This window comes from Nocardiopsis alkaliphila YIM 80379 (assembly GCF_000341005.1).
Lineage (GTDB): Bacteria > Actinomycetota > Actinomycetes > Streptosporangiales > Streptosporangiaceae > Nocardiopsis > Nocardiopsis alkaliphila.
In genome coordinates, this window is sequence record NZ_ANBD01000116.1 from 1 (window position 1) to 21,026 (window position 21,026).

A 21,026-nucleotide genomic window follows, 5' to 3' on the forward strand; every position below is an offset into this window, starting at 1 on the left:
GCGTCACTTGGGGTCTTGGGCAGGCGATCAACTTTGAAATCGCCCTGCCACTGCCGGCCCAGGGAACGGATGGTGACGGACCCCTGGCGACCAGTGCTGCGATTTCCTCGTCAGAGGGCGTGCCCTGATCGAGAAGAGCATGGTCCCATCATTACAGGTCAAGGACCTGACCGGCAGCAAGCCACTCAAATCACCTCAGAGACATGAGCCGATTTACGTTACACTTCGGCTCACCGAGAAAGGAGTTTCACATGGCCGATTATTCCGATCGGATGTTGGACACCTCTACCCCTCTGACCGTTGTTGCCGATGTGTTGAGCGATGTGGCGACACGGCTGGGCGGTGAATACATCCACCTGGCGGAAACTTCCTCCTCCCCCGAAGAAGAAGAGCGCTTCGTGGAGAAAGCCTTTGACGTCCGGGCCAGGAAGAAGAACATCGACCACGATGACCGAGAGGCCATGGTCGCGATGATCCGCGAGCTCAAGACCGAATTCGAAGAACTGGAAAATCGGTGAACGAAAAAGGATATCGCTACACCCTCGGGGATAAAGAGCTAAAGAATCGATTCAAAAAATACGTGAAGAGGCACGTATTCTCAGGCCACAAGCCGTCTCAGGGGAAACCCGTTCTCGCTCTGGTGGGGGCTCAGCCCGCAGCCGGAAAAACCAAGGCCGCCAACGCTCTGGCCGCGCGCCATCCGGACATGGTCGTGCTCATCGGAGACGAGCTGAGACAGTACCATCCGGACTATACCAGGGCCATGAGGGAGAACCCTGAAATCATGCCCGAGGTCACTGCACAGGCCTCGGGCAAGTGGATCGGCATGAGCGTAGAGCATGCCAGGGAGAAGGGTTACAACCTTCTCCTCGAAGGAACCTTTCGTAACACCGAAATGGTGGTCGGCAATGCCGATGAGTTTGCGAATAGAAAATGGGGAGGATACACGGTCGAAGTTTCCGCGCTCGCGGTCAACGCCGACCGAAGCCTCCTCGATTCGGTCGGCCGATACCTCTACTCGGGCGAGGGGCGCTGGACCAGCGTTGCGGCCCACGATGAAGCTTACGAAGGTGTTCCGGAAACATTAAAAGCTCTGGAAAAATCGCTATCGATATCTCGTGCCGTTGTCACGGATAGATCAGGAAAAGATCTTTATTGAGCCGGAACTAGATGGTTCTGGTGATGTAGCTGGTGTACGGGGCCTGGAAGTAACCCCGGACATGGCCCGCGAGCCGCTGAACGCTACGAAAGAACGAACGCACCTGGGCCTGCATACGTTGACGGTCGGTGATGACCTCATCGGCCAGGTACCGCTTCAGGTCGGCGTTGACCAGCTCGTCAGGGTTCAGGTGCGGTGAATACGGCGGTAGGAAGTGCAGCTCGATCCGCTCGGCATGATCGTGGACCCAGGCTCGCACGGCCTTGGACCGGTGGACCGCGTGCTGGTCCACCACCAGATGCACCTTGGTGTTGAAGTGCTTGATCAGCCGGTCCAGGAAGCCGATGAACACCCGGGCGGTGAAGGACCCCTCGAACACGGTGAAGTACAGCTTGCCGGTAGGGCTGATCGCGCTCATGGCGTTGACACCGAACCGGTTGCCGCTCCTGGTGGTGGTCGGCGTGTGCCCGCTCAACCCCCAGGTGCGACCCGCCAGGTGGTCCGAGCGCACCCCGACCTGGTCGGCGAACATCACCCGCTCTCCCCGGGCCCGCTCGCGCAGGGCCGGGTAGGTGTGATCGGTCCACTCCTGTTGGGCCTGGGGGTCGGCTTGGAACGCGCGCCGGTCCGGACGTTGGAAGGTCAACCCCAGGCGGCGCAGGATCTTGCGTATGCCCCGGTCGGTGAAGGTGGTGCCGAACAAGTCCTGGACCACGGCGGCGACCTTGACGGCGGTCCACAGGGTGCCGCCCACCCCCAACTGTTGGGGTTCGTAGTCCAAGAGCGCCTGGGCCAGGGCCTGTTCCTGGGCGGGGGTGAGCTTGGTGCGCTCACCGGGTTTTCGGCCCGGCCTGCCCGAGCGTAGGCCTTGAGTGCCGTCTGCTTCTTGGCGGCGGCGCCAGTTATGGATCGAGTCGGGGCTGACGCCGAAGACGCGCACGGCTTGGGCTGGGCTCATACCGTCGTTGATCGCGCCCATCACCCGCATCCGCAGGGCTTCCTGCTGGGCGGGTGCGAGCTTGCGCATGTCCACACGCAGGTCATCGTCATCGCTCATGTACCTGTAACACCACAGGAACCAACAGATTCCAGCTCAATATGTGAACGAGCGTGACTCCAACGGAGATTGGACTCGCCCTCCCAAGGCGGCAAAGTTTCTAGAACGCCACCGGAACCTCCCCTTCTCACAAGAAGAGGCGAGAGAGTGGATCAATGACTACTGGAGCCATGCGAGCGAGATGATTCGACGCAATGAGCTCAACCCGGTAACGGCCCCCACATTCCTGAAGCTACACGATTCCGCCGACATAATTTTTCAACAAGCCCACCCTGGCGACAAAGAAGCACTAAAAGTACACCAAAGCCACCAGGCCCTACAGAAGATCGTCTTCCTTGCAGGAAAAAATGGTGCGGACAATTCAAAGCTTCCGCTTTCCCCAAATAAATTCTTCAACGCCACCGAGGCCAGAAAATCAGAGTTCCTGGGGGAGTTCCGGAAAGCGAAAAAAGGACCCAAAAGGCAGGGATCGACGAGAGCCGCATCACTGCTCCCGGACCAGATCCGCACCCGTCCACGGAAACAACGACCACGTGACGTAGAACCCGAACTCTGATCGGAATACTCCAAGACGATAAGACCACCGGTCCGGGTGAGGACCGTGGTCTTCGGTGTCCTGGAAGGTTCGGACAGCGAATGCGGCCGCCTGTGGGCAGCGACGGGGACGAGGCGTCCGGCCTCGTCCCCGCATCGATGGATAAGGAGGAAGGAGCCCATCGCTCTCCCTCGACCGGGTGGGGTGAGGTCTCCTTCTTCCCCGTGGCGGAAGCCATCGGCCCCCACCTGTACTGTGCGAGTCAAGGGCGACGGCCACGGCACCACGGCGCACGAGACCACCTCGACGTGGACGGCCACGCTCACTCCGCAGGCAGGGCGGGCTCCCCCCTGGGACGGAGCTACTCCCGCAACCAGGGCTCGGGAAGCGGAGAACGTTCGACGAGGGCGTTGTTCAGTCGCGTCCAATGCCGTGAGGCTTCGGCCAGGGCCCGCCACGCGACCACCACTCCCCCGCCCTCCCGAAGCGTCTCACTCAATGAGTCATAGCAATGGTTGGCGTAGTCGTAGGCGATCCCTCGCGCGCCTGGCGGAGCGGAGGGGCGAACACGTGAGGCCAGCCACCTGGTGGGCAGGGGCAGGCCGGTGCGGATGCGCCGGTCGAGTTCAAAGAAGAGGCGATCCACTCGGGCGAGCGTGCGAGTGGCATGGGACGAACGGCCTGGATCTGCGAGGAGGCGGCTGATCTCAGCGACCAGGGCGTCGGAACGATCGGCCTCGGTGGCCCAAGAGTGTTCGGGAACGTGGAGGTTCACGCGCAGCACACCCTCACGTTCGCGTCGGGGAGGTCCCTGGCGTAGCGCCGCACTCGACGAGCGCGGCGGCGGACCTCCGAGGCGAGTTGGTGGGTGTAGCCATAGGGAGAGGTGTGCAGCCCCCGCGAGGGACGGGAGAGGCGCACGAGCATGGCGAATAGGGCCAGTAGGATATTCAACTGTCGTCCTGTCCTGTCAGGTCGGCCATGGCCCCGGGGCGTGTTCCAGCACGCCGCCGGGGTTTCTTCATCACTACACCGTAACCATACCTTGACCATGCCATGCACTGCCATAGCCTGACTGAGATTAATGATGCCGGTCACCCCATGCCACCGTCGGATACATGGGTGAAGCGAGCATTCCTACTGGTTACAGCGCCGACAGCGAGCTCGACCACGAAGGGCCGGACCCGGTCTGGTTGCAACTGGCCGCAGTCCTCCTGGCACGCATTGAGCGGGGTGACTATCCCGAGAACCGACCGATTCCGAGCATCGCGGGACTGGTCCAGGAGTTCGGGCTCGCCAGAGGCACAGTCCAGAAGACGACAGCCTTCCTAGAAGAGAAGGGCCACGTAAGGATCGTTCCGGGCAAAGGTGTATTCGTCCTACCTAAGGACTGATTCCTACCCAAGGCCAAAGGGATTCGGATGCCCCCAGAGGCAACGGACAACCTCTCCCGAGGTTCCAGGAAGCACGAATCCGAGATCTCCCTCGGGAATTTGTCTATTTCGCCCCCATAAGGGACGCCCCGATGAAGAAACCCTCCACCAGACCTCTGGGAACAGTCGCCAGAGCCCCTTCGACTGCTACATAATCATCACCGAGGGCGGGAAAGGTCCGCCGGGTTTTTCTACTCGACCTCGGCGGACCTCCTACCTTTCCAATTCCCAGAGGTGCGCACTTATGTGGGGACTCAAGCGTCGCCTCGGGAAGCGGTCTCAGGGCCGGGGTCCTCCGCTGAAATGGAGGGGGCCTCGCGGCGATCCGCGAAGGGGGCGGTGGACGCGGGGGGACCAGCGTGAGAATCCCTGCCCTGAGACCCCAACATCCCCTCCAGGCGTTCGACCTGGGCTCCGAGTTCGGCCAAGCGGTCCATCACCGCCTTGTGCTGCACCAGCTCCAGTTCTTGGTCCTCTTCCCAGCGGCCCGCGCTGAACTCCTGCTCCATCGACGTGACGATCACACCGATCACCAGGTTCAGCATGATGAACGCGGTGAGCACGATGTAGAGCACGAAGAAGATCCACCCATAGGGGTGGTGTTCCATCACCGCGTCCGAGACGTCGGGCCAGTTCTCCGTAGTCATCAGCAGGAACATCGTGTACAGCGTGGTGCCCAGGTCGCCGAAGAACTCTGGAACGGTCTCCCCGAACAGTTGCTGCCCCAGGATCGCCGACGCGTAGATGACGATCAACAGCAGCCCGATCACCGTACCCATGCCGGGTACCGCCTTGAAGAGCGCTCCGATGATCTGCCGCATCTGCGGGACCGCGGTGATGAGCCGCAGGATCCGCAGCACCCGGAGGATCCGCAACACGGCGAACGGTCCGGCCGCCGGCACCAGCGAGATCACCACCACCCCGAAGTCGAACCAGTTCCAGGCGTCTTTCCAGAACCCGCCTCGCCAGGCGTAGAGCTTCAAGGCCATCTCGATGACGAACACACCGATGGTGACCCGCTCGGCGATCATTAGATACGGAAGTGCAGAATCCCCATAAGTGGCCCAACCCAATATCACGGCATTGGCCAGAATCACCATGAACATCGTGTTGGAGAACCAACGGCTCTCTACTGTTTTCGTGACCTGACCATGCCGTAATGTCACCATTTACCTCCGCGCCGCCACCTTGAATCAGGACAGGTGCGCCCAAATATATCGAAGAGCTATGTCAATTCTTGAAGCGCCTCTCACTTGTGCTCGAACGCCTCCCTCGTCGCCTCCGCGAGACCGCGCTTTCCAGAGGGTACGACGGCGTGACCAGGAAGAAAGTTGTGAGCACGGCAGGCGGGCCGGAAGCACCGTGAGGTCCTACGAGCCCGCAATGCGTCCACACCCCCTGACAGGCGTGAAGTGGCGACGCTTGGTCTGGCGACAGGGTGGAGCGAGTGCCACGGCGAACCCCACCGCTGGTATGTTCACCTCTGGCCTCGGTGAGCTCCGGGGCGCCCCTGCCCAGCGCCCGCGACCGAGGAAGAGACATGGCGGAGCTGAAGTACTTCACCGGTTCGATGAACTCGGGCAAGAGCACGATGGCTCTCCAAGAGCACCATTCCCGTGGCGGAGAGGGCGTGCTGTACACCAAGCAGGACCGGGCCGGCTCCGGGATCATCTCGTCGAGGTTGGGCCTGACGTCCCCCGCCATCGAGGTCGGAGACACCCTGGACCTGTACGACGACGTCGCCGACAGGAAGGCCCCATACGTCATCCTCGACGAAGCCCAGTTCTTGTCCTACAAGCAGGTGGGCCAGCTGGCGGGTGTCGTCGACGGGATGGGGATCGATGTCTACTGCTATGGGATCCTGACCGACTTTCAGGGACAGCTGTTCCCAGGGTCGAAGCGCCTGGTGGAGCTGGCGGACAAGATAGAGGTCCTGCCGGTCTATGCGCGCTGCTGGTGCGGCAATCGCGCCACGCACAACGCACGGGTCGTGGATGGCGTGATGGTGTACGTGGGTGAGCAGGTCCACATCGGCGGAAACGAGTCCTACACCACCCTGTGCCGTCACCACTTCATGGCCGGTGTGGCTTAGCCGGACTTCGGACAACCCTGATGATCACTCGGGGATATAACCATTGAGATCTTCATCGAGTCGCCTTTCAAATTTATTGACAGCACCCTGGTAGGCAGAAATAGGAACTTCCTGAGGAGAACTCAGGTGCATACTGATGACACTACTGCGCTTTCTCGACACAAGGTGGTAAAAGCTACCCGACCCACCCCCGGGAATGCCATAGAAATAATAGGCCTCGTCCATAAACCCAGAAGGGCCAGACTGGGATATATTAATTTCAGTTTGCTCGAATTCAGACTTCCACAGCTCCAAATCCTCCCTTGATACATCATCTTTTCCATCCATTGGATGAAATACGATTGACCTATAGGAGAAATAGAAATCCAGTGGGTCATACTGCGCAGATCCCAGCAACACCTTTCCCGAGCACTCACCGGAACGGACCAAGTCCCCCTGGGACGGAGAGCCTCCCTCAAACCCCTTATCCAGGGGCTCCGGATATCCAGGCTCCAAGTTCAGACCTGCCGCACTGATTGAATCAATGATCGCACACAAATCGAACTTGTCTTCAAGAAATTCTTCCCTAGGTTCTACTGAATCCACAACTGGGGGGACAGAATTTTCTTTTTCAGGGGCTACCCCCTGAGATATGCTTGACACCAGTGTCCCCAAAAGCGCCAGAACGACACCGAAGACCCCAAAAGCAGCGAGGGTGCCGCAGCCGAAGACCGCCAGTGCGGCCTTCCAGCCGTGTAGTCCCTTCTTTGCCGGCTCCCTGGGCTTCGATTTTTCTTCAGCGGTCGTGTCCGACAAGGTTAAGCCTGCGCTTCCAGCTGAGCCTTCACTTCAGGGTGCTCAAGCGGACGGGTGAAACCCACGATGTCCGCACGATTGGGGTCATCGTACTCGCGCACCGCGATCGGTCCACAGTTGGTGCACCACGCTTCAACCATCAGGCCATCGCCGATCACCATCGCCATATGTCCCGGGCCCGGGGGCTCTCTGGATCGAGTCACATCAAAGAAGACCAGGTCGCCGGGCTGCTCCTCCCCCATGGGTACCTTCGGACCAAAGTTCCATTGATCCTGGGAAACCCGAGGAACCGTCACGCCGATGCTCTCGTAGGCCTTCATCGTCAGCCCCGAACAGTCGAAACCATGCGGGCCGGTGCCACCCCAGATATACGGCTTACCTCGCTGGGCCAAGGCCCAATCGACCACGGCCTGAGTCAAGTCATCAGGTGCTCGCCCGATCGCTACACCTTCTTCATCGACCTGACAGATCACTGCGGCTCGAATGGAATCAGTGGTGTTGAAGTCACCTTCCGCGTACCGATCGGCCCACTCCAGTACGTCATCCACGTACCACCACGCGTGGTTGTAGCCGTAGATCGCTTGACGAACGTCGTCCTCGATACCGTGGGCCAGGAGATAATCAGCCGCAGCGGGAATGGCGTCGGCCGGATCGTAGACGTTGACGATCCCATCACCGTTGCCGTCCACCCCGTAACCCTGCTCAGGGCGCTCCTCCACCGGCATGATCGGTTCACCTCCCCAGCTGTTGCCGGCCGCGGATCCATCCAATGAACCGAACTGCATCGGGCCTGCGGCGCCCCAGTCGTTGTGCCCCTCCGTGATACCGGGCCCGTCCCAGCGTCCATGGTGCGACTCGACCTGACCGACCCCCGCCAGGATGTTCCATGGAACCCCCCGATCCTCCCCAACCTCCTGGTAGAGCTCCAGGTAGTTCTCAGGAATGGAGTCCATGGCGTACTCACTGGTCCCGGGTTGTTCCGCGTCGGCGTTGGGTCCACAGATCACTCCTGAGGCGAACCACGAACCAACATTGGAATTGTTGGTGATCATCGGAATCATCATCAGGGTCAGGAAGACCAGGCCCACCACACCTATCACCGCGACCATGCCGATTCGAGTCAGGCATGAGCCACCTGCTTCAGAGACCGGGGGTGTGCGCTGCCAGATCAACGTGCTATTCCTCCCCGAACTGCCCCGCATCGGCAGGCTGGAAGTCGAAGACGGCCCAAGAACCGCCATCCTGTGTCACGGTGATGGCGAACTCGCCCAGGTCCTCATCGAACTCGGAGTCTCCGGTCTCCGTAATGGATTGGGCCGTGACCACGAAGGTGATGGAGTCGCTTCCGAAGGTCCGAACCGACTCGACCTCGGCCCGGCCCTCCGCCACCGCTTCCGCCTCACTCATCTCCGCCCAGAAGGCTCCGGCACGATTCTGGTCGGATAGGACCTCGGCGTACTCATCGGTGGCGAGGGTTTCCATCGCCGAGTAGTAGGCCTCTGGGGATTCGGAGTAGTCGATGGTCCCGTATGCCTCCGCGAACGCCTTCGCTGTCGCCCCGGCCGCCTGGAACTCCTCTTCCGTGAAGGGAAACCATCCGAGCACATCCATGTCCTCGGTACCGGTGGTCGGGATCGGACTCGGCGGGACCGTGGCGAGCCCCCCGGGATCACTGGGCGTTTCGATCTCCCCCTGCGAAGGAGCGGTCTCCCGAGGTGGTCCTGCGACCCCTTCTTCGTCCACACCGAATCCACCGAGGCTGAAATAGATCCCGAAACCCGACAGGGCAACGATCAGACCGATCACGACCAGTCGCTGAGTACGTTCGGGGAGAGGGTTGGGCATGGTGCTCAGTTGCCTTGTCGTCTGCTCAGTGGCCTAGTCATCGTTCAGCCAGAAGGGCACATCGCGCTTACGGTCGCGAGTGGTGTTTCCACCCTCACCCCAGAACGGAGTGATCGGTGCGTTGTCCCGACGTTTCTCGGAGCCACTCAGCCAACCACCTTCGCGATCACCCCGACCACTGCTCGGGGGTGGCGACGCCGGCCGTGCCTGCCTCTGGGGCGCGGGACGTTCACGCCTTTGTCTGGGGGTCCCCCAACGAGAACCCCGACTCCCGAGGTTGCCCTGTGCCGGTGTGTTCTCTCGGCCGCTGAAGATGCCACGGCCACTGCTGGGTTCGGGACGTTCGGAGCCAGCCGCACGAGAGTTCCCGGTGACACGATCACTGGAGCTCCCACTTCCACCAGCGGACGGCCTATCGCTCCGGCCACTGCTACCGAAGACCGAAGCCCAACCGGTATCCCCCGTGCCGGTGTAGCCTCCCGCCGGGCGGGGCGGGATCTTCCCACCACCCGAAGTGCCGCCGGAAAGACTCGGAGCCTGTTCTGTGGCGCGTCGAGCCTCACCGGAGCGTGTAGCGGTGGCGGCGTCGCGACGGTTGACGTTCAGCGGCGGCGCGCTCTCGTTCTCACGAACCCTGCCGTAGCCGCTCGTGCCTCGCACCCGAGTCGGCTCGCCCACCTCTCCTGGGGTCTCCTCAGGTGCTCGGGTATCGGTCGTGGCCCCGGGAGTGGTCGCGCCGTTGGCCGGAACGCCTGCGGCGGCACCAGCGATCAAGCCCGCACGGCGGCGACCCCAGTTCTGGGCCTTGAGGTAGGCGACCGGAGGCAGCGCGGCCGCGCTGTTGCCCAGTGCCTGACTTTGAGCCGCGTCGCTGACGATCCGCGAGGTGAAGGTGTTCGCGTTCACCGAGGCGAAGAGGTAAGCGAAGGTCTTCCGGTAGATGAAGAGCGCGAGTGTGAACAGAGCGAGCAGAATCATCTGCAAGCCCCACCCGAGCGGTGTCGACATGACGAGGCCGTAGCTCATGACCAACAAGGCGATCAGCAACACGACAAAGATCTGTTTGAGCAGGAAGCCCACCATCAACTCCACCCAACGAAGCAACACCATGCGTCCGTAGCCTGGGTGGATACCGATGAGTAGGAAGATCGGGGAGAGCATGAAGAGCAACATGAACCCGATCTTCAAAACGATCAGCGCAACTGATCCCGCGAGAATCAAGCCACCAGCAAAGATCGAAGCGAAGAGTGCCAGAGTTGCGACCCCGATTCGACTTCCTTGATCTTCGCCTGAGAAGAGCGGATAGATACTCGGATACTGCTGTTCGACATCAGCAGCGATAGCCTCGTAAGATTCCTGTTTCTCAGAAATCAGCGTGTTTGCATCCAACTCTCCGTCCACAATTTGTTTCTGCTCGATTCGGCTGACAGCCTGAGCATTGACTAGGTCAGCTGCATGAGCGAAGGATGCAGATTCAGCGATATCCCCGCTACCGAACTGCCCGGCCACCCACGGTTGGCACACCAGGCTGGACCACATCATGTCCGCGTTGCGTCGAACCTGGAAGTCCGCCTCGGATTCCCAATCGGCACGCTCCGGTGGCGTGGCGCCGGCTGGACATGTTCCGGAACCGCCCCCGTAAGGAACCTGCCCGACAGCGCTCGTCACCAGCTGCGTGCCCGAGTTCACCAGGCTGCTGCCCAGGCCCATCACTTGGGCCGGGTTGATCAGGATCCACATTCCCAGTGCCGTGGCCGCCACCATCCAGACCGTGGACTCGATCGTGAGGGTCATCCGCTTACGGATCAGCCCGTACCAACCCAGCCAGATCGCGCCGAGGATGACGATGGTCGGGATCAGGGGCCGCCAGACCCCTTCCCGCAGCGCAACGACGACGTTCTCGACCGTCTCGGTGAAACTCGCGAGGAGTCCGTCAGAGGTCGCTGCCTGGTAAACGGTGATCGTCGACTGGTTGATGGTCTTCGACAGGTCCCAGGCGGAGTTCGCCAAGGTCGCTTGAGCGCCATTGGCCATTCCATCGACACAGGATTCGGTGATCATGTGCCACTGTTGTCCGGCCGTTCCATACTGGCCGTACATACTCGCGTCGGGAGGAAGTCCGTCCGGTGACCCCTCGATCGCGGACTGGGATTGCGGTGGGACCAGCAGTCCATCGGATCCACTTCCGGCGGATTCTGGAAGTGGCGCCGGTTGTCCCGGGCACAATGGATTCGCCGTCGCACTCGTCAGCGGCAGCAGGATGAACCCGCTCAGCATCAAGAACGTCATCAGGAGGCGTCGCCATCCCCGCCGGTGGACGTGCTGATGCGTCATCTGCTGAGCTCCTGCGTCGTGTGTGCGTCCGGGGACGTTGGCAGACCAGGAGGCCTCGCGCCGCGCACACGCCTACGCGCCGTCCGGCACGCGATCGCCGCGGCCACAAGGCCCCCGCATGTCTTTACCCCATCCTCCATGGTGCGTCATCACCGGGTCAGGGGGCAGGTGCAACGCCTCTGTTTTCCTGTTTCCTTCCCGGAGCAGACCGGCACCTGGGGGACGAATCACTGTTTCGCGGACGTTCGTGCAGGTAAAGACCTTGGCTGGACATCCAGAACCCCCAAAAACCGCGAGGCCACAATTTGCTATCCGAGTCGGACTATGACCGGCGTCACAGTACCCTTCGCGGCGGAAATTGGACATACAGCAATCAATCAGACTGGGACCAAGTACCATTCTCGGCTTCCGTGGGACCCACAGTCCTCATTGCCGACCGGCCGAAACGACTCGGCCACCCCTCGCTCCGGCCCCTGTTGGGCGGTCTACGGGCCGCTCACACGGTGGGGGTGACGCAATGCGACGGCGAACCCAACACATCATGTTCACCGACCACCGGCCGGTCCTGACCGACTTCGGGATCGCCAACGCGAAGGAGGGTACGGCGCCGGCCCGGACCGATGTGTACGTCGGCCCTCCCATGCCTGGCCCCCTTCAGTCCCAGCCAATGGGGGTCCTGTTCCACCACCGGCCGACATCGGTGGGCTTGGCCACCCGCCTCGGCCAGACAACCATCACAGCATTCCAGGGCCTCGAAATAGCAGATCCCGAGCGCGTCCAGGGCCTGGCCGGCGCGTTCGAGGCGGTCGGCCTCGGTGCGCACGGGCCAGCGCCGTTGGGCACGCAGGTGCCGGGCGAAGGCAGGGTCGGTGTACTCGCGCAACAGGTGTGGGCCAGGTGCCTCCCCTTGGGGCGGGCCTCGGTTCTCCTCGATCTCCTCGGTGAGCGGATCGATGATCTCGTCATAGCCCTGGCGTCCGGTGGTGACCCGTACGGCCTCCCGAAGGGCCGCGTGGGGGCCTCACCGATCGCCCAGTCGTCACTCATCCGCTCAATGTGTCAGCCCCAGGGGCACCGTGTGGGAGGAACGGACAAGGCTCCCCAGCCCTTTCCGGTCACTGTGCCGGTCCGACCGAAAGCAGACGTCGACGGCCACCAGCGTGAGACGGAGGAGCCCCGAGGTGCGGCACCTGGCTTTGGGCGCAGGGAGCCGGGGACGGTCACGAGTCGTCGCTACTTCTTGATCCAGTTACCGTCGGAGTCGACCTGCCAGCCCTGCACCTCAGGTTCGTGAACGTACAGGTCACCGGACCGCATAGTGGTCACCAGGGCGGTGGCCAGGTTCTCACGATCCCCCTCCTTTACCCATGGGAAGAGCACCTTCCTGCCGATAGCAGTGTGGTCTTCTTCCGGGGAGGACACACAGGTAGTCGGCACCACCGCTGAACCGTAGTCCTCGGCCAACTCGAGGTACTCCACCCCCAGGTCGACCAGGTATCTAGCCACGCGGTCTTCCACGGTGCTGGTGCCTTCCAAAACCATGTCCGAACTCTCGGCTTGCTCGAGGAGGCGCTCCAGACCCCCATCGGCGTAGTCGAAGCGATACTCCACCGCGCACTCCGAGGGGTCTTCGGAATCAGCCGCGCTGACGGTGACAGAGTCAAGGACACGGTTCTCGACGTACTCCTCGTTCAGCTCCGCTAGCTCCCGGGGGATCGTGAACTCGATGCTGGGAACACCCTCCGCCAAGGGCTCGGTGAAGTCATAACCCTCCGCTCCACCGGAACACGCTGTCAGGGTGAGCAAAACCGTCATGCCCACGGCCACGAGGCCGGGTGTCCTGATGATCTCAGTCATCTTCATTCGGATTCCGCGCTTTCGGTCTTCGGCTGGGGGTAGTACTCCGCCGCCACTCTCGACGTGGCAAGCGCTGGAAAGCCTACACAAACCGGTTTTCCACGCGGGGCCAACCAGCATCTGAAATTCAACGGTCGACTACCCGACCACAGGAGAAGCCACAAAGACACCCCTTGAACTGCAAAGATCCTGATAAACCCTTCCTCCACACAAGAAATCGAAAGGATGCCTCAGCCTCACGTACCTCCAGAGCCTTGTGGACGACAGGTCGACACGGGGTGTTCCACTACATGCCCGACTGCTCCTTGACCAGGTGTTCCTCCTTGCGAGCGCGAGGCCGGAGTCCACAGGACGTGCGGCCTTGGAGCAGAGCGCGAGCACTCTGGCCGTAAGGCACCGGTGTCGTTGAGCACCCCCTACGAGTGCGACCATCCAGGGATTCCTGCAGCGTACCGATCCGGGCGACCGAAATCCGGCTTTCATCACGAAGAAGTCACGTTCACCCCCCGAAGCCCGAGAGAGGCGAAGCCATCAAGGCCGATCCCCAGGCCCATGGCCTGGCCTCGGGGAACAGCGTTCAGGGGGAAACAAGGCGAACTCCTGAGACCTCGAAGTCCATTACACAGCGGAAACCATGAATCTCATCACATGGCCGATACCGGCCACCTCTCGCTTTCCGCCACCCCGCGCACCCCCAGCACGCACGTGACCTCGCACAACACCGAGAACCACCCCATCACTTCCCTTCCCCAGGACGCCACAGAGCACCACAAAAGGAAACAAATCCTGGCAGAATGAGAACCACGGCTACGCGCAGCGCGACTCACACCGCACGAGGCCATCAGGCCGTGTGGCACGAGAGCGGAGAAGCAGACCCGTGAAGTTCGAGTTCACCCCACAAAAGGAGCGGGAGTCACCCCCGAACACGCTCGTGTTCGCAAGGGCGAAGGGTCAGGGGACCCGCTCCCTCCCCTGGCAGGCTGATCCTCGCGATCGCCGAGCAGTTCAGCACTTATGCGCACACGGTCTTTCCCCGGCCCCGTACCCCACCGGGCCGCCCACTCCCCCCGGTCGAGGATTCCCTTTCCACCCTTGAGGCGTTCCTGGTCATTTTCCACTCCGGAACGGAGTGCGAACGTCTTTCCCGGCCCCGTGGGACCGGCCATGGGTGGCGGAACCGGTGTCCGGTAGGCAGCGCATCGGCCCTGGCCAGAGGCCCTGAGGACGATCGATGGCGGTTCATCCCTGACCCTCCAGGAAGTTTCGGAGCAGGGAGAACTCACGTGGGCGGCCCCGTGGAGGAATCGCAGGGGCCGATTCCCGTAGTTGCAAGGTGATGCTCGTCTACGAGCGGAAACGGAGTGAACGGCGTGGCCAAGAGCATCTTCAAGATCCCCACCAGCTTGGACCGGTCCTTCTTGGACCACGACATCGCTCTGGCCGGCGGTGGGTGGCAGATGCGCCCGGTGCCGACCAAGGTGATCCTGTTCTGGCTCGTTTCCCTGATGGCCTTGTTCTGGGTCTGCACCTCCACCTTCGTGTCCAGCGCCGACTGGTGGCTCATCTTCCTGGTGGTCGTCTGGTGGCTGGCGGCCACCGCCTTCTTCGGCCAGTACTCCAAGACCAAGGAGATGCGGTTCACGTCCCTTCCCGCCCTCGTGGAGTACACGCCCAAGCAGTCTCGCCACGTCATCACTCGACGCGACTCCGATCCCACCCCTTTCTCCTCGGTGACGGGCATCAAGAACGTGGACGAGACCGGATACATCGAATGGTCGGACGGCACCGTCGGCCAGGTATACCTCGTGGTCGGTTCCGCCTCGGTACTGGTTTTCGACGAGGACAAGAAAGCCATCCTCAACCGTGTCGACGCTTTTTGGCGCAAGATCGATACCGGCGTCGACTACATCTGGATCACCACCAAGGAACCCCAACGGGTCTATCGCCAACTCGGCAACCTGGAACTACTCAACCAGGGCCTCGAGGTTCGCGACCCCGAATTGTTCGAATTGCTCGATGAACGCTACTCGATCCTCAAGGATTACGTGGGCGGGCAGTTCACCTCCATCCACCAGTACCTGGTTCTCAAGGCCGACGACCTGGAAACGTTGCGTCGAGCACACGCCCTGGTGAAGGCAGAGGTCGAGAATTCCAGTCTCATGATCAAGCAGGCCACCATGCTGGGTTCCGATGACCTCTACGACATGCTAAGGACCATCTACACCGCCAACCGGTGAAACGGTCATCATCCTCGAATGTCCTGTCCCGAATCATCATCCAGGACAGGGCCTGGTTTCGGAACATGAGTCCGAATCTGAGGCCAGGCAGAGCATCGCATGAGACATGCGGAGAAAGTGAAGGGCACGCATGAGTTCCAGCGCACGGTTCCCAGGTAGTGCGGCGGGAACCTCGCATGAGCAGCTGCCCGGTGCGCTCTCGGCGAGCGGCCGCCCCTCATCGGACACGGATCAGACGACCCCTGACCCTTGGAGCCGCCCGCAGGGGAACGTGAGCACCGAGTCGTTCGACGCTTTGTTCCCCGAATTGAAGGAACGTACGCAAAAGGCCGCTGGAGGCGCGGCTTCCCAGGACCAACGAACCGAGAGCGATCCGTCCGCGGACAACACCGAAGAACCACGTGCCGAAAAGGAGAAGTCGCGCCGGCTCTCCGGCACCTTCGACGATCATCCCCACCTGCTCGCGATCAAACCCAAGGAACGCTACGTCTTCCGTAGCGACTACTTCCAGGTCGATGATCGCTACGCGTGCGTCCTCGGTTTCTTCCACGATGACGGGGCACGCGACGACTTCGCCGCGTTCTGGGGCATCAACCGTATCCCCACCGGGATGCCGGAGAACGTCACCGTGGTGGTGTTCGAACAGGTCCGCCGCATGGGTGAGAAGTGGATCGAGGAAAAGATCAAGACGGTCGAGAAACTGGATCGTCTCGAAGAGGGCGAGCAAGCCCAAGCGGGCACCATGACCTCTCGTCGCAAGGCCGCGAAGGTCAGCGACGACATGGAGATCGTCGCGGGCGAACTCCAAGACGGCGCCAGCTACCTGCACGTGCACAACCGCCTGTTGGTCCGGGCCCCCAGCCTGAAGGTCTTGGACGAAGCCGTCGAGCGAATCTCTCGGCTCTACATCGATCGGTTCGGTACCCTCACCGTCGCCGCCTATCCCGGCGAGCAGCGCCAGGAACTGACCAACCTCTTCGGCAAGAACGAGCGCAAGCGCGGTAAGGGTTTCCACTTCACCAGCGTGGAGTTCGCCGGTTCCCACTCCCTGGTCACCAACGGTCTCAACGACCCGGCGGGGGAATACGTCGGTTCCATGATCGGTGACGTCAACAACTCCGCGGTGCTCTTCGACGTCAACGGTTACGAGCATCACGTGGTCGTGGCCGACAACAGCGTCAACCCGGTACTGAACCGGGCGCACGTGCCCGACATGTGGGGGTCGAAGATCTCCCAGGCGGCCCTGTTGGCCAATGCCCGCACCGTGCACATCATCTTGGACGGTGCTCGCATGGACGAACTGGGCCCGCGCCTGGACTCGCTCACCGCCCGGCTGGACATGAACTCGGGCGACATCAACATGTTCGAGATGTTCGGCGACCCCGAAGAGGAACTCGGAATCTTCCCCGCCCACTTGGAGAAGGTCGTCCTCATGGCCGAACAGGCCTATGAGACCACCGAATCGGACCGTTCCATCATCCGTGGTTCCCTCAAGGAGACGCTCACCCAGTTCTACATCGACAAGGGCATGTGGGTTCGCAACGCCAAGCACAATCGGGACCGGTTGCGCGTGGTGGGCATCCCGCACACCCAGGTACCGCGCCTCCAGGACATCGTCACCTACTTCGACACCCGGTACCGAGCACTGGCCAACTCCACCGCCCGCGACGACGAGGCACTGCACGCCTACAACATCCTGCGTCTGGTCTTCAAGGACCTGCTCGACAACAACGGCGACCTGTTCAACACCCACACCAACGATGAGGTCGACGGGGTGGCCGACGCCCGACGAGTGCTCTACGACTTCTCGCGGCTGCTCAAGCGTGGCAAGGGGGTGGCGATGGCCCAGCTCGTCAACGTCATCGGGTTCGCCGTCGACAACCTCGGGCTGGGTGACACGGTGATCATCCATGGCAGCGAGAACATCGACGACCGCATCAAGGAATACCTCACCGAACAGTTCACCCACCTGTTCCTGCGCGGCGGCCGCGTCGCCTATCTGTACAACGACGTCGACAAGATGCTCGCCGACTCGACCTTCAACCGCTTCGACGCAGCGGACTGGACCGTACTGGGGCCGATGCGTGACGCGACCGTCACCGAGTACCAACGCCAAATGCACCAGGACATCCCGCCCGACCTGGAACGCCTGGTGACCACACGTGGCGAGAACCTGGCCTACCTGCGTCGCGGCCACACCAACGTCGTCTTCCACATGGACCTGCCGCTGGGCGTCAACCCGGCCCGCGCCGAACGGCGAGCCCGAATCCTCGAGGCGGTGCAGCGTGAACAGGGTGATCGGGCCAGGCCCGAACAGTCCTCTGCGGTGGTGGCCGCCCTGGGTGAACAGGCCGAGGAAAGGGCTCAGCGCGTGGCCAGGGAAGGTGCCCAGGCACGGTTGCGCGCTGAGCGCATGAAGTCGGAAAGAAAGCCGGAACGACGCTCGAACCAGGGAAGACGGGTTCAGCCCTCGGGCCCATCGAACGAGGACGACCGCAGGAGGCGGGGGCTTTAGATGGGTGAGAGAAAGAAGGGAGAGCGTACGAGGAACAGGGGTCTCTTTCCCGCGTTGCGAGGCCTGCTCCCTGGCAAGGACGGAACCGGTCCCTGGGCACGTCTGGGCGTGTTGGTACTGCTACTGGTCTTCCCACTGGCCCTGCTGTTGGGGGGCGCCGGTACCGTCCTCGCCGACGATGAGAACTCCCAAAGCCAAGATCCCGAAATCGACGGTCTGTCGTTCTACAGGCTCTCCTCATCGATGACGGCGCTGTTCTCCACCGCCCAGGAGCCAGGTAGCGGTGTCAGTTTCGGGGGAGAGGGGGAGGAAGGGGAACAGACCAGCTGGGCGGAAGTGCTCCAGAGCCCGGCCAGCGCCGGGTCCATGCTGGGATACCCGGACGAGAACTACAACCCGATCATGGGATGGCTCGACTCCAGGATCGCCCAATCCTCCAACAGCGTTGGTTACAACTCGTTGGTCGGAAGCACGGACTCGGGGGTACCCGGTGAGAAGGGTGCACGCGACTATGCGTTGTACGGTGCCACACTCAATGGCCTGGGTTTGGACAGCACCAGTACCGGTCTCTCCCTCGGATTCTTCAGTTGGCTCGCGGGCGGGCTCATCCTCGTCCTGTTCGCGATCGCGGCCGCCGTCGACGCTCTGTGGTCGATCATCCTCAAGACCCTGATCTGGATCAACCCTTTCAGGTTGATCTACGATGCGGTCAATTCTCTCTCCGGTAGCACTTACGCCGATGGAATGACCGCCGGAGAGGGAGCTCCGAATTTACCGGGACCATTGGATACGGTGGTCAACTGGATCAATATCGTTTATTCACACTTGATCCAGGCTTCATGGAATTATGTAATCCCGGTGTTCGTCGGCGTTTTTTTCATCAGCATCCTCATGTTCAAGGGCATGAATAAAGGATCTGCGCTGAAAAAGCTTCTCCTTCGCATGTTCTTCATCGTCCTTGGCGTTCCACTCCTGGGCTCCATGTACAGCGGAGCACTCAACGTCATGAGTGATGCCGCGGACCAAGAGAACTCGGCCGCCGCGCAGGTGGTGCTCTCCACCTACGTCGACTTCGAGCGCTGGGCCATGGATCAGCGTCTGCGTGTACCCGCATCCGATGATGCGGTCATCGAGTGGAACATGGAACAGAACGCTCCTTCGGGGGCGTCCCAGTCGGGCGTGACCGATCTGGCTTTACTGATCAATTACCAGACCATGGGTTTGCCAAGCAGTTCCGTGCAACTCACCGGTGAGGGTTCATGGGACCAGAGCATGCCGGCGGAAGGTGACTCCGGATTCGAGGAAAGTCACTACTCCGCGGTCATGGACATCCTGCGCCGCTACATGGACGGGTCCCACGTCAACGCCTCTTCGTTCGAGTCCGAGGCCAAGGCGACTCTGACCAGTAACACCAGCGGCGAAGCACGCTCTTGGTTCAAGGAGTACATCGGAGATCCAGAAAGTATTCAAAAAAAAGAGGAGCCTCAAAAGAACCCACTGCTCGCGGTGCAGAACGGAACAGGTCTGACTTCCACCCCGAATGGGGAAGACAAAATCCGCTTCAGCACCTCGGGGGGTACCCAGGATTGCGGTCTCGAACTTTCCGAAGACGACGATGATGCCAGCCCCAAAGCGTGCAACCTCGCGCCTTTGGCTATGTACAACTACCTCAACACGGACTTCGGATCGACCTCCTACACCGCCTATTCCTCGGGAAAGACCAGCAGTGAAGCGACCCGGTCCATCCACAACTCGGTGAACCTGGTGGGCACCGGCGTGATGAGCTTCGTGTACTGGCTCAACGCCGTCGTGCTCTTGGGCGCTTTCGTCTTCATCGGCGTCGGTTACGCCGTCGCGTTGGTGATCGCCAACCTGCGACGCACCTTCCAGTTGATCACCGCGGTCCCCTTCGCGGTGCTCGGCGTGGTCTCGGGTATCGCCAAGGTCATCGTCTACACGGTCGCGATGCTCATGGAAATCCTCATCACGATGTTCATGTACAAGTTGGTACAGAGCTTCTTGCTGGGCATCCCCGGGTTCATCACCGCCCCGTTCGCCGAGGCCATCGGCGACAACGATGGCCGGTCGACCCTCCTGTCGTTCCTGGCCGCGTCCGGTTTCCTCCACATGGTGATCACCCTGTTGTCGATCACCGTGGTCATCGTCTTCACGGTCATGGCGATGCGGCTGCGCAAGACCCTGGTCAAGGCCGTGGAGGACACCACCACCAAACTGGTCGAGAAGTTCACCGACTCCAAGGTCCCGCCCGCTGGCGGTAACAACGTGAAGCCGGGCAAGCCCGGCGGGGGTGGCAAGGGTGTCGAGTCGGCTTCGGGTAACCGAACGATGGGCGGCGCCACCGGTCTCAAGAACCCCCGTGGCACGAGCGCGGGTGGCACCGTCGCAGGTGGCGGCCTCGATGGGACGTCCTCCTCATCCGCTGAGAGCGATGAGACCAGGGTGAGCGGGGACGTGGACACCGACGGCAAGTTGGAGGGCCCCGGCCAGATGTTCGGCGAGGATCGATCGGGCTCTGGCCTGGAACCCAGTACCCAGGAACGGGACGCCGCGGGAGAGACCGCACTCGGGCGACGGGTCGAGAGTGATGGCCTGTCCGATGATCCATTGGAGACCATGGCCGGTTCCGTCCGGCAGTCCGCAGCGGACTACGCCGAGTCCGACAAGCACAGACTCGGTGCGGCGACGGACGGTGTCAAGGCCACCGGCCACGCCGCGATCGCCGTTGGTCGCGGCGTGGCCGGAGACGGGGTCGGGGCGGCCGAGTCGGCGGGCAAGGCCGCTGAAAAGGGCGGGTCGGCCATGGCGGGGAACGCACGAGCCAACCAGGCGTCGGAACGGGCCGGAAAGTCCGCACTCGACAATCCGGCCCCCAGCGCCCGGCATCAACGGCAGATCCAGAAGGGCCAACAGGTCCAAGAGGTGGGAAGTACCGTCTCCAAGGTCGCCGGCGTAGCCGGTGGCACCGGTGGCGGTGGCAGCGCCCCGAAGGGCCCACAGGCCCAGCCGATACCGAAGAAATCTCCCAGTGGAAGCAAGGGTTCGGAGTCCGCGGCCAACGCGGCCAGGCGGGCCCGCTCCCAAAGGCAGGGACCCAAACCACCCAGTCAGCCCAAGCCCCCCAAGCGAAAGTGATTTCAACCACCGAC

General features: G+C 61.9%; 17 protein-coding genes and 1 pseudogene. 8 read left to right on the forward strand and 10 right to left on the reverse strand.

Annotated features, from left to right (window positions below; genetic code table 11):
* Positions 1–251: 251 nt before the first annotated feature.
* Together D472_RS0116590 and D472_RS0116595 are read left to right on the forward strand one after the other, a co-directional pair.
* A complete protein-coding gene (locus D472_RS0116590; RefSeq protein ID WP_017605598.1) occupies positions 252–518 on the forward strand; it encodes a hypothetical protein in 267 nt (88 codons plus the stop codon).
* Entirely contained in the window at positions 515–1,159 is a 645-nt protein-coding gene (locus D472_RS0116595) for a zeta toxin family protein (RefSeq protein WP_017605599.1), read from the forward strand. Before D472_RS0116590 ends, D472_RS0116595 begins: the two co-directional genes overlap by 4 nt.
* A gap of 7 nt (positions 1,160–1,166) precedes the next feature.
* Here D472_RS0116595 and D472_RS25770 read toward each other — a convergent pair whose 3' ends face one another.
* Positions 1,167–2,216 carry an IS630 family transposase gene (locus D472_RS25770; RefSeq protein ID WP_017605600.1) on the reverse strand — a complete coding sequence of 350 codons (1,050 nt, stop codon included), beginning with the start codon at positions 2,214–2,216 and terminating at the stop codon, positions 1,167–1,169.
* A 43-nt stretch (positions 2,217–2,259) separates the two neighbouring features.
* On the opposite strand from D472_RS25770, the gene D472_RS28225 reads away from it, so the two are divergent.
* Positions 2,260–2,772, forward strand: coding sequence for a hypothetical protein (locus D472_RS28225; protein ID WP_152447983.1), 513 nt, complete (start codon positions 2,260–2,262; stop codon positions 2,770–2,772).
* A gap of 340 nt (positions 2,773–3,112) precedes the next feature.
* Here the strand turns inward: D472_RS28225 and D472_RS0116605 are convergent, their stop codons facing one another.
* Both D472_RS0116605 and D472_RS27705 read right to left on the reverse strand, forming a co-directional pair.
* Complete coding sequence (locus tag D472_RS0116605; RefSeq protein ID WP_017605601.1) at positions 3,113–3,535, reverse strand: hypothetical protein; 423 nt, start codon at positions 3,533–3,535, stop codon at positions 3,113–3,115.
* Positions 3,523–3,705 carry a hypothetical protein gene (locus tag D472_RS27705; RefSeq protein ID WP_083903503.1) on the reverse strand — a complete coding sequence of 61 codons (183 nt, stop codon included), beginning with the start codon at positions 3,703–3,705 and terminating at the stop codon, positions 3,523–3,525. The genes D472_RS0116605 and D472_RS27705 overlap by 13 nt, the downstream gene beginning before the upstream one ends.
* A gap of 164 nt (positions 3,706–3,869) precedes the next feature.
* Here D472_RS27705 and D472_RS0116610 point away from each other — a divergent pair, with 164 nt between their 5' ends.
* Complete coding sequence (locus tag D472_RS0116610) at positions 3,870–4,145, forward strand: GntR family transcriptional regulator (RefSeq protein WP_017605602.1); 276 nt, start codon at positions 3,870–3,872, stop codon at positions 4,143–4,145.
* 293 nt (positions 4,146–4,438) lie between these two features.
* Here the strand turns inward: D472_RS0116610 and D472_RS0116615 are convergent, their stop codons facing one another.
* Complete coding sequence (locus D472_RS0116615; RefSeq protein ID WP_083903504.1) at positions 4,439–5,353, reverse strand: ion transporter; 915 nt, start codon at positions 5,351–5,353, stop codon at positions 4,439–4,441.
* A gap of 371 nt (positions 5,354–5,724) precedes the next feature.
* Between D472_RS0116615 and D472_RS0116620 the strand changes: the two genes are divergently transcribed.
* Positions 5,725–6,276 (forward strand): thymidine kinase, encoded by a 552-nt coding sequence (locus D472_RS0116620; RefSeq protein WP_017605604.1) that lies wholly within the window; start codon positions 5,725–5,727, stop codon positions 6,274–6,276.
* Positions 6,277–6,300: 24 nt separating this feature from the next.
* Here D472_RS0116620 and D472_RS28230 read toward each other — a convergent pair whose 3' ends face one another.
* From D472_RS28230 to D472_RS0116645, 6 genes and pseudogenes are all read right to left on the reverse strand, one after another.
* Entirely contained in the window at positions 6,301–7,071 is a 771-nt protein-coding gene (locus D472_RS28230) for a hypothetical protein (protein ID WP_152447984.1), read from the reverse strand.
* A 2-nt stretch (positions 7,072–7,073) separates the two neighbouring features.
* The gene (locus D472_RS0116625; RefSeq protein ID WP_017605605.1) at positions 7,074–8,180 is read right to left on the reverse strand and encodes a C40 family peptidase; all 1,107 of its coding nucleotides are present in this window, start codon (positions 8,178–8,180) and stop codon (positions 7,074–7,076) included.
* Positions 8,181–8,247: 67 nt separating this feature from the next.
* Positions 8,248–8,916, reverse strand: a complete 669-nt coding sequence (locus D472_RS0116630) for a hypothetical protein (protein WP_017605606.1) — start codon at positions 8,914–8,916, stop codon at positions 8,248–8,250.
* A 33-nt stretch (positions 8,917–8,949) separates the two neighbouring features.
* Positions 8,950–11,250: a conjugal transfer protein TrbL gene (locus tag D472_RS25775; RefSeq protein WP_026117773.1), complete on the reverse strand. Its 2,301-nt coding sequence runs from the start codon at positions 11,248–11,250 to the stop codon at positions 8,950–8,952.
* A gap of 496 nt (positions 11,251–11,746) precedes the next feature.
* Positions 11,747–12,232: pseudogene (locus tag D472_RS0116640) on the reverse strand (DUF6891 domain-containing protein); the annotation flags it as partial.
* Positions 12,233–12,483: 251 nt separating this feature from the next.
* Positions 12,484–13,107, reverse strand: a complete 624-nt coding sequence (locus D472_RS0116645) for a hypothetical protein (RefSeq protein WP_152447985.1) — start codon at positions 13,105–13,107, stop codon at positions 12,484–12,486.
* 1,370 nt (positions 13,108–14,477) lie between these two features.
* Here D472_RS0116645 and D472_RS0116655 point away from each other — a divergent pair.
* From D472_RS0116655 to D472_RS0116665, 3 genes are all read left to right on the forward strand, one after another.
* Positions 14,478–15,344 carry a hypothetical protein gene (locus tag D472_RS0116655; RefSeq protein WP_026117774.1) on the forward strand — a complete coding sequence of 289 codons (867 nt, stop codon included), beginning with the start codon at positions 14,478–14,480 and terminating at the stop codon, positions 15,342–15,344.
* 130 nt (positions 15,345–15,474) lie between these two features.
* Positions 15,475–17,859: a hypothetical protein gene (locus D472_RS0116660; RefSeq protein ID WP_026117775.1), complete on the forward strand. Its 2,385-nt coding sequence runs from the start codon at positions 15,475–15,477 to the stop codon at positions 17,857–17,859.
* A gap of 54 nt (positions 17,860–17,913) precedes the next feature.
* The gene (locus D472_RS0116665) at positions 17,914–21,012 is read left to right on the forward strand and encodes a phosphate-starvation-inducible PsiE family protein (protein WP_152447986.1); all 3,099 of its coding nucleotides are present in this window, start codon (positions 17,914–17,916) and stop codon (positions 21,010–21,012) included.
* Positions 21,013–21,026: the final 14 nt, after the last annotated feature.